This window comes from Pseudomonas sp. MWU12-3103b (genome assembly GCF_023100615.1).
GTDB classification, from domain to species: domain Bacteria; phylum Pseudomonadota; class Gammaproteobacteria; order Pseudomonadales; family Pseudomonadaceae; genus Aquipseudomonas; species Aquipseudomonas putida_A.
The window spans coordinates 309288-323050 of record NZ_JALMEY010000003.1 but is presented as its reverse complement, the minus strand read 5'-3'; the positions used below and the strand labels follow the sequence as shown (position 1 = coordinate 323050).

Below are 13763 nucleotides of genomic sequence, written 5' to 3'. Positions count from 1 at the left end.
TCTGCATAGCGGCACAATGCTGGCACCTTGCCAAAACTGTTTCCGCTATCAGAGAAGACCTCCATGGGTGCCTGGCTTAGCAATATCTCGCTGAAATACAAATTCTGGGCGGTCAATGCGGTCGCTTTCGTCACCACCCTGCTGCTGGTGCTGTATGCCGTGCAGCTTGAGCAGCAGGCCCGCAGTCACGCCTCACAGGCTTCCGCTCAGGCCCAGGCACAATTGCTCAAGGCGTGGCCGGCTGGGCAGGCGCTGCCCAAGGCCGATCAGGTGCTGACCTTCAAACGCGGGGAAGCGCCGCGCCTCAAAGATCAACCGCTGCTGGAGATCAGCGATAGCAACGGCTGGAACGAGATCAATCATCTGCCGCTGTTCGGCAGCAACCCGCTGCTGGGCGCTGAAGTGTTCAGTCGTGGCGACGGCGAGCAAGTCGCGGTCATCGCCTATGGCCCAAGTCTGGCGCAAGTGTTCAGTGATCGTTTTGCCAACTACGCGGTGGCGGTGTTCATCCTGATGCTGGCCATGCTCGGCGCTTCGCAACTGCTGATCCGCTTCCTGCTCAGTCAGCTCAACACCTTGAAAGACGTGATGCTGCATGTCGAGAAGAGCGGTGATCTCTCGGCCCGCGTGCCGCTGGCCTGCAAGGACGAAGTCGGGCAAATGGCCAATGCGTTCAACGCGATGCAGGCCGGTTATCAGCGCGTGGTCACCACGGTCGCCAACACCGCGCGGCAACTCGACGTCGGCGCTGCGCGTCTGGCAGCAAGCATGAACGAAGTGCGCCACGGCATGCTCGGTCAACAGAGCGAGACCGATCAGGCCGCCACCGCAATCAATGAAATGACTGCCACGGTTTATCACATCGCCCAGCACGCCGGCGCCACCCGCGATCTGTCGCAGACTGCCGATGGCCTCGCGGGCAGCGGCCAGCAAGTGGTCAGCCGCGTGCAGCAGTCGATTGCCGGACTCTCCAGCGGCGTGCAGCAGACTGCGGAAATGATCCAGCGCCTGGCCGAAGACAGCCAGAAGATCAACGGCGTAGTCAGTGTGATTCACAGCATCGCCGAGCAAACCAACCTGCTGGCGCTGAACGCCGCCATCGAAGCAGCCCGTGCCGGCGAGATGGGCCGCGGTTTTGCGGTGGTCGCCGACGAGGTGCGCAATCTCGCCAAGCGCGTGCAGACCTCCACCGATGAAATCACCACCATGGTTTCGGCGCTGCAGGCCGGCACCCGCGATGCGGTGGACTTCATGCAGGAGAGTTCGTACAAGGCCGACGACTGCGTGCAGCAGGCGCAGGAGGCGGGCGAGGCGCTGGCGGAAATCACCGGCGCGGTGGCGCAGATGCGTGAAAGCAACACCCAGATCGCCGTGGCGGCCGAGCAGCAGAGTCAGGTCGCGGAAGAGATGAATCGGGCGGTGGTGAGCATTCGTGATGTGACCGAAAACACCGTGCAACAGACCGTGGATTCGGCGACTACCAGCAATGAGTTGGCGACATTGGCCGGGGAACTCAACAAGGCCATTGGTCAGTTGAAACTCTAACGACGCCTTCGCGAGCAAGCTCGCTCCCACAGGGGATCCGTGGCGTACACCAATCCCTTGTGGGAGCGGGCTTGCTCGCGAAAGCGTCAGCCGAATCAACATCGAGTCCGGCGATGACGCCTATCACCACCATAGCCAACCTTGATTCGCCGCCCCACCCGCCCCGGACTATTCTTCAAGCATGTGTTCAACATGGATCGAGGAGTAGTCAACATGGGCAAACGTCACCCCAATCTTCCCGCGTGGCAATGGCGCGCGTACCCGAACAATCACCAGCATCCGACCAATCTGGTGCTGCACCTGATTGCCGTGCCGCTGTTCATCGTTGCATTTCTGTTGATCGTGTCCGGCGTGTTCAGCTTGAGTCTGGCCAGTATTGCCATCGGTGTGATCGGTATCGTCGCGGCGCTGGGTCTGCAGCGCCACGGCCACAGCCTGGAGGCGCAAGCCTCCGAGCCGTTCAGTGATCGTAAAGATGCCGTGTCGCGCTTGCTGGTCGAGCAGTTTCTGACCTTTCCGCGGTTCTTTCTCAGCGGCGGCTGGTGGCGCGCCTGGCGGGAGCGCCACCGTCGGCATTGAGTGACTCAGACAAAAATCGTCACGGTCTGCCGACTCATGGCGATCAACTCTCCCTCCGCGCTCCACAGCTTGGCGGCGACATGGCCATAGCCGTCGGCGGCGTATTCGATGTCTGCCAAGTATTTGCACCAGTCCAGCGTGCTCAACTCGCGTAACGGCTGCACGAATTCAATAGTCCAGGTCAGCGTGCTGCCCGGTGCCGGTTTCTTCAGGTACGGCAACAAGGCCGGTGGCCACGCATCCACCAGCGCCAGCAGATGCGCCTCATTGACCGGCTCTTCCTTCACATCGCCACGCAAGCGCACCCAGCCGCCCATCTGCCGCGAAGTGTTCCCGGTGAAAGGCATGCCGCCGACACTCCAGCGCATCGCCAGATGGCGCATGAACTCCGGGGTCACGCCCTTGATGTACGGCAACTCCTGGCATTCTTCCCAGTGTTTCATTTCAGCTGCCGGATAGGCCTCGACTGCGACTTCCGAAGGTCGCGAAGCACCAAAGCTGCCCTGCACGATCGTCACTACCTGACCGTTCTGCACAGCCCGGCCCAGCACTTGGCTGACCGCTTTGCCTTCGCGCAACACATCGACTTCGAAGCTCACCGGGACTTCCGGTTCGACCGGGCCGACAAAGGTGATCGCCAACGAACGCACCGGGCGCTCCGCCGGCACATTCGCGCGCATGGTCTCGTATTGCAACGCCGCCACCAGGCCACCAAAACTGGCCCGACCCTGACCCCACTCGGCAGGAATGGTCACTTCTGGCTGGCGACGAACCGCCTCGATCAGATCGGAAAAGCGCATGACAACCTCGGCAAGCGAAAAAAGGAATGCAGCGATCTTAACCAGCATGGCAGAGCGCCGCAGCGTCTATTCCGGTCAAATGGACGGACAGAAAGGCCTTAAGGTCAGGAAGATAATCGAATGTGGGAGCGGGCTCGCTCGCGAAAGCGGTGTATCAGTAGACACATCTGTGACTGACACACCGCTTTCGCGAGCAAGCCAGCTCCCACAGGGGATCTGAGTGGATTCAGGATTTGAAGCAGCTTGAACTGAGTTTTTCCAGCACCCGATCGGCCTTGGCTTCAGCCTTGATCAGGCCCGCCTGCCAGGTCGCGACGCAGGGTTGCAGATCGCTTTCCAGTTCGGCCCGCGCCAGCCACTGCCAGCAATCGTGCCAGTCACCCAGCGCGCCCTGCGCCGACTTCAGCCGCTCCAGCGCCGGCTCAGGCAGGCGATCCAGTTCCGGATAGGCTTCGATGCCATACCGCACGCGCTTGATCAGCAAGCGCAGACGATGGCGGTCGTGGGCCGGATCGTGCAGCGCCTCGTCGAGTTTCTTCCATTGTTTGTGCAGGCGTTTTTCGATGCGTTTGCCCAGGCCCTTGAGCAGCCCCTGACGCTCGGAGGCACGCAAGAAACGCGGGAAAGCGTCGAGGATGATCAGCAGCGAAGCGACTTCGGCGCTCGCTGCCAATGCTGGATAGGCTTCGTCCATTTGCGCCATGCGTCGCTGCGCCGCTTGCGGTTGATCATGCTTGAGCAGGTACGCCGCCAGTACCTCGCGATCGCGCCACGGGGTGGTCAACTGACCGACCGCCGAGGCGGCACCTTCCAGTTGCTCGACTCCGGGCAAACCACGCAAGGGTCGCAACAGGCTGCGCAAGCGCCGCACCGTGGTGCGCAAGTCGTGCAGCGCCTCGGGGTCAGTACGCGCAGTCAGGCGCGCCTGACAGGCCAGCAATCGCACTTCCAGACTCAGGACATGAGCCACCAACCGATCCACCAACGCAGACATCCCTTGCTCCTGATTCACATGGCTTGAAGGATGAGTCTGCCGTGAGAAGGCAGGCGCATCCTTGCGTCAAGTCAGCAGCTTAGCGTCCGGCGCGGGATTCGCGAATATAGAAACGGGCTTTCTCGGCCTTGTTGCTGCAGCCTTCAAAGCCTTCGAATTGCTGCTGAGTCTTGGCCGCCGTCAGCAGCGACAGCGCCTTGGAGTAGCTGACCGTGCCGGCGAAACCTTCGGCCTTGGCCAGGTCCAGCTCATGCCACGCCGCATCGAGCTGACTGCCGCAGCTGTCGCGATAAGCAGTCTTGCCAGCGCAACCGGCCAATGCCAGCGCGATCAACGGCACACAGATCCAGGCTTTCATCACTCACACCTCAAAATAGGTCAACAGTCGTGCAGGTAAGACGTTGCGGCGCGGGAAAAGTGCCTTGGCGCCCCATGAATCTGCGGTGACCAGAGCATAGCGCCGAGTGGTCACGGAGTATCGAAAAAACGACGCCCCGGCTGCCCCCAACGACCCTGGCGATTGTCGCCCGCCCCCGGATGGGTGCATTGTGAAGCCTTGTCGGGGAGGAAGCTTGATGAAAAAGCGTGTCGCACTGGTGCTGGGCTCCGGAGGCGCCCGGGGCTACGCCCATATCGGAGTCATTGAGGAGATCGAAAGACGCGGTTACGACATTGCCTGCATTGCCGGTTGTTCGATGGGCGCGGTGGTCGGCGGGATCTATGCCGCAGGCAAACTCGACGAGTACCGCACCTGGATCGAAACCCTCGATTATCTGGACGTGCTGCGGCTGGTAGACGTGAGTTTTCGCCTCGGGGCGATACGTGGCGAAAAGGTCTTCGGGCAGATCCGCAAGATCGTCGGCGAGATCAATATCGAAGACCTGCGCATTCCCTACACCGCCGTCGCCGCCGACCTGACCAACCAGCAGGAAATCTGGTTTCAGGAAGGCTGTCTGCATCAGGCGATGCGCGCCTCGGCGGCGATTCCCAGCCTGTTCACCCCGGTGATGCAGGGCAACCGGATGCTGGTGGACGGCGGCATTCTCAACCCGTTGCCGATCGTTCCGGTGGTCTCCAGCCACTGCGACCTGATCATCGCGGTCAACCTCAACGCGACCAACCAGCGCCACTACAAATTGCCGGTGATTCAGCGCCCGCCAGCCTTTCGTTCGCGCTTCGACAGTTTGCTCAGTTCGCTGGGTTCGAAGATGCCGTTCCGCCGCAAACAGGCCGAACAGTTGCTGTTGCTGGAACAGGAAGCGCTGCGCTCGGAGGCGGCGGACATCAACCCATGGCTGGAAGGCAGCGAACCGGAAAGTCAGCAACCGGCAGCGGCACCCGAGCGCGAAGGCGCGCCGAAGTCCGCCACCGGTTCTTTCATCATCGACAACGTCGGGCCGGCGTCACTGTTGGACCTGATCAACCAGAGTTTCGAGGTGATGCAGACCTCGTTGGCGCAATACAAGATCGCCGGCTATCCGCCGGACATCCTGATCAACGTGCCGAAGCGCGTGTGCCGGTTTTTCGAGTTCTACAAGGCGCCGGAACTGATCGCGCTGGGGCGGGAGATTGCGCGGGATACGCTGGATCGGTATGAGAGTGAGCAGGGCTGAAATCACGGCTGGCTGTCAGGGCCTCTTCGCGAGCAAGCCCGCTCCCACAGTGGCCGGTGTGAAACACAAAATTTCAATCACACCGAAGAACCCTGTGGGAGCGGGCTTGCTCGCGAAGGCGTCAGCTCAGCCACCCCAAAACCTACAGGCTGTTCTCACTCAACAGCCGATACCCAACCCCAGCCTCCGTCACAATAAACCGCGGCCGCGTCGGATCATCCGCCAGCTTCTGACGCAAATGCCCGACCACAATCCGCAAGTAGTGACTGTCCTCGGTATGCGTCGGCCCCCAGATATCCTTGAGCAATTGCTGCTGGGTGATCACCCGGCCCGGATGCCGTGCCAGTTGCGCCAGCACCGCATATTCCTTGCGGGTCAGCGCCACTTCGGCACCGTCGAGCAGCACTCGTCGATAGGCGAGGTCCACGGTCAACGGGCCGAACGTCAGCGCCGCTTGCTGGGCCTCGCCGGCCGGTGCCTGACGCAACAGCGCACGGACCCGGGCGAGGAATTCCTGAATGCCGAACGGCTTGGTCACGTAATCATTGGCGCCGCCATCCAGCGCCTGGACTTTCTGCCCTTCGCTGGCGCGCACCGAAAGCACCAGCACCGGCGCGGTGGCCCACTCGCGAAACTCGCGCAGCACCTGCTGGCCGTCCATGTCCGGCAGGCCGAGGTCGAGCACCAGCAAGTCGGGCTTGTTCAGCGCCGCCTGGGCCAGCCCCTCGGCGCCGGTGCCGGCCTCGAGCACTTTGTAGCCTTGTGAGGCGAGGCTGATGCGCAGGAATTTACGGATCTGCGGTTCGTCATCGATGACCAAAATGGTCGCGGTCTGGCTCATGAATTCACATCAACACAAAAGATTGGCAAGAGAGTAGCGCAGTCGCGATCAGGCTTCATTGTCCATCCCCGGTTGCGTCTGCAACGGCAGGTGCAGGGTGATGCTGGTGCCGCGCCCGTCGATGCCGTCGGCGACGCTGATCCGGCCGCCATGCGCGCCGACCATGCCCTGACAGATCGCCAGCCCCAGACCGGTGCCCTGCCCGCCGCGATCGCCACGAGCGGCGGTGTAGAACATGTCGAAAATCTTCGCCCGCTCCTCTTCGGGAATCCCCGGGCCTTCGTCGCTGACCGTGAAGAAGATCTCTTCGTTATTGGCACCAGCACTCAATTGCAAACGCCCGTGTGGCGGCGAGAAGCGTGCGGCGTTTTCCAGCACATTGACCAACGCCTGCTCGATCAGCGCCGCATGCACGAACAGCAGCGGCAACTCGGACGGCACATCGGTGCTGACCTGCAACGGCGCGAGCACCGCACGCAGGCGATTGAGCGAACTGCCGACGATGTCCGCCGGCGCTACCCAGTCGCGCGCGAGCTTCAATGCACCATGGCCGAGGCGGGTCATGTCCAGCAGGTTCTGAATGTAGCGGTCGAGGCGTTCGGCTTCGTCGCGGGTGCCTTCGAGCAACTCGCGGCGATCCTCCAGCGGAATGGCTTCGCCGAGGGCCAGCAGGCTGTCGATGCTGCCGCGCATGGCGGTCAGCGGTGTGCGCAGATCATGCGATACCGAGGCCAGCAGCGCACTGCGCAACTGCTCGGTTTCACCGTGCAGGCGCGCGGCTTCCAGATCGTCCGCCAGTTGCGCCCGCGCCAGTGCCTGAGCCAGTGGCTGACTCAACGCGGTGAGCAGGCGTCGACGCTGGCCGCTCAAGGTCTGGCCCTCTTTGGCGCAGACCCCGAGCAGCGCCAGCGGCCCGTCTTCCACCGACAGCGGCCACCACCACCAGCGACCGAATGGCAGCGTGCCGGTGCTCATGCCCGCCGGTTGATCGTGCTGCCAGGCCCAGTCGGCGGCGGCGCGTTCCGATTCGCTGAATTCCAGCGGCCCGCCGGTCTCGACTTTCCAGCCGCCCTGCCCGTCGCGGTTGAGCAGGCACAATTGCAGATCGCTCCAGCCGTTGAGGTGCTGCGCGGCGGCGCTGATCACCGCCTGACGATCCGTCGCCGCAGTCAGTTTGCGCGACAGATCGAGCAGCTCCGTGGTCTCTTCCTGCGTGTCGCGCAACGCCTGCAACTGCCGCCGCTGACGCGCCGCGAGGTTACCAGTGAGCGCCGCCATCAGCAGGAAGAACAGCAAGGTCAGAACATCTTCTTCGCGCTGGATGGCGAAGGAAAAATTCGGCGGGATGAACAGGAAGTCGTAAGTCAGAAACGACAATGCCGCGCAGGCCAGCGCCGGGCCCAGACTGCTGCGCACCGCCACCAGCAGCACCGCCGCGAGGAACACCAGCGAGATGTTTGGCAGCGGCAAAATACTCGATACCGCCCACGCCAGGGCACTGGCCAACAGCGTGGCAACCAGCGCCAACAGATAGTCGAACCAGACCAGCGTCGGCGTGGTTCGCAGGCGCTGTTGCGGGTGTTCATGGTCGTTGTCGAGGACGTTGATTTCCAGGCCGTGGGCCTGGCGCAGCAAACGCGCGGCGAGCCCGCCACCGAACAGGCGACGGCGCAGACTCGGCCGCGACTGGCCGACCAGCAGCAGACTCGCCCGGCGTTCGGCAGCATGCTGAATCAGGGTTTTCGCCACTTCACCGGCGCGTAACAACACCACTTCGCCGCCGAGCCGTTCGGCCAGTTGCTGGGCATTTTGCAGGCGCAGGCGCGATTGCTCGTCGCGCACTGTGCCGTTGTCGACATGCACCAGACTCCACGGCAAATGCCGGCGCTGGGCCACGCGGCTGGCGTGACGCACCAGGCGTTCGGCATGCGCATCGCCATCGACGCCGACCAGCAAACGTCCGCGCACCGCCGGAGCCGCCTGGCCGAGTTGGCGATAGCCTTGAGCGAGATCGTTATCGACCTGCGCGGCCGCCGTTTGCATTGCCAGTTCACGCAGCGCGGTGAGGTTGGTCTGGGTGAAAAACGCATCGATCGCCGCCCGCGCCTGCTCCGGCACGTAGACCTTGCCTTCGCGCAGACGCTCCAGCAATTCACGCGGCGGCAGGTCGATCAGCAGCAGTTCGTAGGCTTCCTGCAGCACCCAGTCCGGCAGGGTTTCGCGCACCTGCACGCCGGTGATGCCGCGCACCTGATCGTTGAGACTTTCCAGGTGCTGGACGTTGACCGTGGTGTAGACGTCGATGCCGGCGGCGAGCAGTTCCTGAATGTCCTGCCAGCGCTTGGCATGTCGGCTGCCGGGGGCGTTGGTGTGCGCCAGTTCGTCCACCAGCACCAGCTTGGGTTTGGCCGCGAGCAAGCCGTCGAGGTCCATTTCTTCGAGCATCACGCCACGGTATTCCGAGCGCACCAGCGGCTGCTGCGGCAAACCGCCGAGCAGCGCTTCGGTTTCCGCACGACCATGGGTTTCGACGACACCGGCAATGATTTTCACGCCCTGGCGCAATTGCGTGTGCGCGGCCTGGAGCATGGCGTAGGTCTTGCCGACCCCGGGGGCGGCGCCGAGGAAAATCTTCAGCCGGCCACGGCCGTCGCGGGGCAGGTCTGCTAACAGCGCGTCGGCGCGGCCGGAGTCGCTCATGCTTGATCTCTTCAGTCAGATGTTTATGTGTTGCCAGTTGTGGCCTCTTCGCGAGCAAGCTCGCTCCCACAGGTTCAGTGTTGCTCTTGTGGGAGCGAGCTTGCTCGCGAATGGCCGCGCCGCAGAATTACAGTTTTTCCAGCGCCATGTTCAGCTCCAGCACGTTCACCACCGGCGGCCCCACCAGCGGCTGTTCGATGTGCGCATCGAGCAGTTGCTGCAAGGTCGCCACCGGCAAGTTGCGCGCTTGCGCGACACGCGCCAGTTGATAGGCAATTGCCGCCGGTGGCAAGTGCGGATCGAGGCCGCTGCCGGAGGTGGTCAGCAACGCCAAGGGCACCGGCCCCTGGCCGGGCACCTGCAACTTGTTGGCGTCGTCGATCACCCGCGTGGCCAGCGCCGGATTGCTCGGCGCGAGGTTGCTGGCGCTGCTGGACACGGTGGCAAAGGCGCCCGCCGAAGGGCGCGGATGGAACCACGCATCACCGACGAAATCTTGGGCGATCAACGACGAGCCGCGCACCTTGCCATCGGCGTCGTGCACCAGGCTGCCGTTGGCCTGTTCAGGGAAAGCGACCTGCGCAACACCGGTCACCACCAGTGGATAGGCCACGCCGGTGATCAGGGTCATCAGCACCAGCAGGCTCAGGGCCGGACGTATCATTGTGGACATTGCAAAATCCTCGAATTCGTTGGGCAAACTTTTGCGGGGTACCAAGGAGATCTTTTCCCCCTCACCCCAGCCCTCTCCCCCAAGGGGGCGAGGAGAAAGGGAGCCGATCTCTGCGCTTTTCCAGACCTGAGTTTGTCTCGCTATCCCAGGTCGGTACGCCTCTTACAAACACCTCGATCAGTCCCCTCTCCCTACGGGCGGTCCGACGTTTCGGGAGGGTTAGGGTGAGGGGCTCTTCCAACCTCAAACCAAATGCAAAGCCGTGAGCAGCATGTCGATCGCCTTGATCCCCACGAACGGCACCAGAATCCCGCCCAGTCCGTAGATCAGCAGGTTGCGCCGCAGCAGTGCCGCGGCACTCGCTGCCTGTACGCGTACGCCACGCAGTGCCAGTGGAATCAGCACGACGATGATCAAGGCGTTGAAGACGATCGCCGAGAGGATCGCGCTCTGCGGACTGGTCAAGTGCATGATGTTCAGCACGCCCAGTTGCGGGTAGATCGCGGCGAACAGCGCCGGCAGAATCGCGAAGTACTTGGCGACGTCGTTGGCGATGGAGAAAGTCGTCAGCGCACCACGGGTCACCAGCAATTCCTTGCCGATCTGTACCACGTCCAGCAGCTTGGTCGGGTCGCTGTCGAGGTCGACCATGTTGGCTGCTTCGCGTGCGGCTTGCGTGCCGTCGTTCATCGCCATGCCGACGTCAGCCTGGGCCAGCGCCGGGGCATCGTTGGCACCGTCGCCGCACATGGCGACCAGACGACCGTCGTTCTGTTCGAGACGGATACGTGCGAGTTTTTTCTCCGGGGTGGCCTCGGCGAGCACGTCATCGACGCCCGCTTCAGCCGCGATGGCCGCAGCGGTCAACGGGTTGTCGCCGGTGACCATCACCGTGCGAATCCCCAGTTTGCGCAGCTCGGCGAAACGCTCGCGAATGCCTGGCTTGACCACGTCCTTCAAGTGAATCGCACCCAGCAGCTTGCCGTCAGCGCAGACCAGCAACGGCGTGCCGCCGCTCTGCGCGATCTTGTCGATTTCCCGCGACAGCGCCGGGGCCAGATCGGAGCGTTGTTGACCGAGGAACGACAGCAGCGAATCGACTGCGCCCTTGCGGTACACGCGGCCCTGATAGTCGACACCAGACAAGCGGGTTTCCGCACTGAACGGCACGGCAGTCAACGTATCCAGTGCCGGCTCGGTTTGCGGATGCAGACCGCGCAGGTACTCGACGATGGATTTGCCTTCGGCGGTTTCGTCCGCCAGCGAGGCAAACAACGCGCCTTCGGCCAGTTCGCGACCATTCACACCCGGCGCCGCATACACCGCGCTGCAACGGCGGTTACCGAAAGTGATGGTGCCGGTCTTGTCCAGCAGCAGCACGTGCACGTCACCGGCCGCCTCCACGGCGCGACCGGATTTGGCGATCACGTTCAGGCGTACCAGACGATCCATCCCGGCAATACCGATGGCGGACAACAGGCCACCGATGGTGGTCGGAATCAGCGTGACCAGCAGCGCCACCAGGAACACCAGCGGCAGGTTGCCGTTGGCGAAGTGGGCGAACGGCTGCAGGGTCACCACCACCAGCAGGAAGATCAGGGTCAGGCCGATCAGCAGGATATCCAGCGCGACTTCGTTCGGGGTCTTCTGGCGCTTGGCGCCTTCGACCAGGGCGATCATGCGATCGAGGGTCGATTCACCGGGGTTGGCGGTGATCTTCACCAACAACCAGTCGGACACCAGGCGCGTGTTGCCAGTGACCGCCGAGCGATCGCCACCGGACTCGCGAATCACCGGCGCCGATTCACCGGTGATCGCCGCTTCGTTGACCGCAGCAATCCCTTCGATGACTTCGCCGTCACCGGGGATCATCTCCCCCGCTTCAACGCGCACCACGTCACCTTTGCGCAGGCTGGCGGCAGGCACCACCTGGAAGCTGCCGTTGGCCAGTTTGCGCCGCGCGCTGAGGCCTTCACTGCCAGCCTTGAGGCTGTCGGCGCGGGCCTTGCCGCGACCTTCGGCCAAGGCCTCGGCGAAGTTGGCGAACAGCACGGTGAACCACAGCCACAGGGCAATCTGCGCGGCGACGAACGTCGGCACGACATTGTCCGGGATGAAGCACAGCACGGTGGTGAAAATCGCCGTCAGTTCGACCACCAGCATCACTGGCGAACGCACCAGTTGGCGCGGGTCGAGCTTGACGAAGGCTTGCACCAGCGCCGGACGCCACAGGGCCGAGATCGCGGTTTTCGGTGCTTCTGCCGACTGGGTCGGCACCGCAGGTTTTGCAGGAACATGCATATTCATGATCGATTCCTTAGAAGCCCATGCTCAAGTGTTCAGCAATCGGACCGAGCGCCAGAGTCGGCAGGAAGGTCAGGCCGCCCACCAGCAAAATGGTCACGGTCAACAGGGTCACGAACAGCGGGCCGTGGGTCGGGAAGCTGTTCTGGCCGATCGGTGCGGTTTTCTTCATCGCCAGGCTGCCGGCCAGGGCCAGTACCGGCAGGATGTAACCGAAGCGACCGATCAACATGCCCAGACCGAGCATCAGGTTGTGGAACGGCGTGTTGGCGCTCAGGCCACCGAACGCCGAACCGTTGTTCGCGCTGGCCGAGGTGTAGGCATAGAGCAACTGGCTGAAACCGTGCGGGCCGGGGTTGCTGATGGTCGCCGCCGGGCCAGGCAGAGCCGCCGCGATGGCGCCGAGTACCAGCACGCCCACCGGCATCACCAGCAAGGTCACCACCAGCAATTGCACTTCCCGCGCCTGCAATTTCTTGCCCAGGTATTCCGGGGTGCGGCCAATCATCAGGCCGGCGAGGAACACCGCGATCAGCACGTTGAGCAACATGCCGTAGAGCCCGGCACCGACGCCGCCGAAGATCACTTCGCCGACCATCATGTTGACCAGCGCCACCATGCCGCTAAGCGGGTTGAGGCTGTCGTGCATGCCGTTGACCGAACCGTTCGACGCTGCGGTGGTGGTCACCGACCACAGCACGGTGGCGGTGGTACCGAAGCGTGCTTCCTTGCCTTCCAGCGGCGCGGTCTGTTCGACCGCGACATTGTTCAGCGCCGGGTTGGGCTGATATTCGGCCCACAGCGAAGTCGCGCCGCCGATCAGGAACAGTGCGAGCATGCAGGCGATGATCGCGCGGCTCTGACGCTGGTCTTTCACGTAATGACCGAAGGTGAACACCAGCGCTACCGGAATCAGAATGATCGACGCGAGTTCGAACAGGTTGCTCCACGCGGTCGGGTTCTCGAACGGATGCGCCGAGTTGACACCGAAGAAGCCACCGCCGTTGGTACCCAGTTGCTTGATCGCAATCTGGCTGGCCGCCGGGCCAAGGGGGATGACCTGATCTACGCCCTGCATGGTTACGGCATTGACGTATTGCGCGAAGGTCTGCGGCACGCCCTGCCAGACGAGGTACAGCGCCAGCAGCAGGCACAGCGGCAGCAGGCCGTAGAGAGTGGCGCGGGTCATGTCGACCCAGAAGTTGCCCAGGGTCTTGGTCGACTTGCGACCGATGCCACGGCACAGCGCAACCAGCACGGCGAGACCGGTGGCGGCGCTGACAAAGTTCTGCACGGTGAGACCGACCATCTGGCTCAGATAGCTGAGGGTCGCTTCACCACTGTAGGACTGCCAGTTGGTGTTGGTCATGAAGCTGACCGCGGTGTTGAACGCCTGGGTCCATTCCTGGCCCGGCAGGTTTTGCGGGTTCAGCGGCAGGTGATCCTGAAACAACAGGATCGCGAACAACAGCAGGAAACCGGCGAGATTGAACGCGAGCAAGGCCAGCGTGTACTTCTGCCAGCTCTGCTCAGCCTGCGGATCAACCCCGGCAATCCGATAGCAACCGCGCTCGACCGGGCCGAGAATCGGCGTCAGCCAGGTGCGCTGACCTTCCATCACCTTGTAGTAAAAGCGCCCGAGGAACGGCGCCGGCAGCAAGACCACCGCAAAAAACGCGAGGATCAGCCAATAGTCATAACTGTGCATAGCCGC

Annotated in this window: 11 protein-coding genes; 3 read left to right on the top strand and 8 right to left on the bottom strand. The window is 63.0% G+C overall.

What is annotated here, in order from left to right; genetic code table 11:
• Window positions 1-63: 63 nt before the first annotated feature.
• Both M0808_RS07545 and M0808_RS07540 read left to right on the top strand, forming a co-directional pair.
• Complete coding sequence (locus tag M0808_RS07545) at window positions 64-1545, top strand: methyl-accepting chemotaxis protein (protein WP_247840551.1); 1482 nt, start codon at window positions 64-66, stop codon at window positions 1543-1545.
• Between the two features lie 213 nt (window positions 1546-1758).
• Window positions 1759-2124, top strand: coding sequence for an Mpo1-like protein (locus tag M0808_RS07540; RefSeq protein ID WP_027612458.1), 366 nt, complete (start codon window positions 1759-1761; stop codon window positions 2122-2124).
• Between the two features lie 5 nt (window positions 2125-2129).
• Here M0808_RS07540 and M0808_RS07535 read toward each other — a convergent pair whose 3' ends face one another.
• From M0808_RS07535 to M0808_RS07525, 3 genes are all read right to left on the bottom strand, one after another.
• Window positions 2130-2924, bottom strand: a complete 795-nt coding sequence (locus M0808_RS07535) for an acyl-CoA thioesterase domain-containing protein (protein WP_247840548.1) — start codon at window positions 2922-2924, stop codon at window positions 2130-2132.
• 226 nt (window positions 2925-3150) lie between these two features.
• A complete protein-coding gene (locus tag M0808_RS07530; protein ID WP_247840546.1) occupies window positions 3151-3918 on the bottom strand; it encodes a CHAD domain-containing protein in 768 nt (255 codons plus the stop codon).
• Window positions 3919-3997: 79 nt separating this feature from the next.
• On the bottom strand, window positions 3998-4276 hold the full coding sequence (locus M0808_RS07525) for a hypothetical protein (protein ID WP_007963692.1): 279 nt from the start codon (window positions 4274-4276) through the stop codon (window positions 3998-4000).
• A 217-nt stretch (window positions 4277-4493) separates the two neighbouring features.
• Between M0808_RS07525 and M0808_RS07520 the strand changes: the two genes are divergently transcribed.
• The gene (locus M0808_RS07520) at window positions 4494-5531 is read left to right on the top strand and encodes a patatin-like phospholipase family protein (protein WP_247840544.1); all 1038 of its coding nucleotides are present in this window, start codon (window positions 4494-4496) and stop codon (window positions 5529-5531) included.
• A 142-nt stretch (window positions 5532-5673) separates the two neighbouring features.
• Here M0808_RS07520 and M0808_RS07515 read toward each other — a convergent pair whose 3' ends face one another.
• The 5 genes from M0808_RS07515 to kdpA form a co-directional block, all read right to left on the bottom strand.
• Window positions 5674-6372: a response regulator gene (locus M0808_RS07515; RefSeq protein WP_007963684.1), complete on the bottom strand. Its 699-nt coding sequence runs from the start codon at window positions 6370-6372 to the stop codon at window positions 5674-5676.
• Window positions 6373-6420: 48 nt separating this feature from the next.
• Entirely contained in the window at window positions 6421-9072 is a 2652-nt protein-coding gene (locus M0808_RS07510; protein ID WP_247840542.1) for a sensor histidine kinase KdpD, read from the bottom strand.
• Between the two features lie 127 nt (window positions 9073-9199).
• Complete coding sequence (gene kdpC, locus M0808_RS07505; RefSeq protein ID WP_097088328.1) at window positions 9200-9745, bottom strand: potassium-transporting ATPase subunit KdpC; 546 nt, start codon at window positions 9743-9745, stop codon at window positions 9200-9202.
• A 243-nt stretch (window positions 9746-9988) separates the two neighbouring features.
• Window positions 9989-12052, bottom strand: a complete 2064-nt coding sequence (gene kdpB, locus M0808_RS07500) for a potassium-transporting ATPase subunit KdpB (RefSeq protein WP_247840540.1) — start codon at window positions 12050-12052, stop codon at window positions 9989-9991.
• A 10-nt stretch (window positions 12053-12062) separates the two neighbouring features.
• Entirely contained in the window at window positions 12063-13757 is a 1695-nt protein-coding gene (gene kdpA / locus M0808_RS07495) for a potassium-transporting ATPase subunit KdpA (RefSeq protein WP_027612451.1), read from the bottom strand.
• Window positions 13758-13763 lie beyond the last annotated feature (6 nt).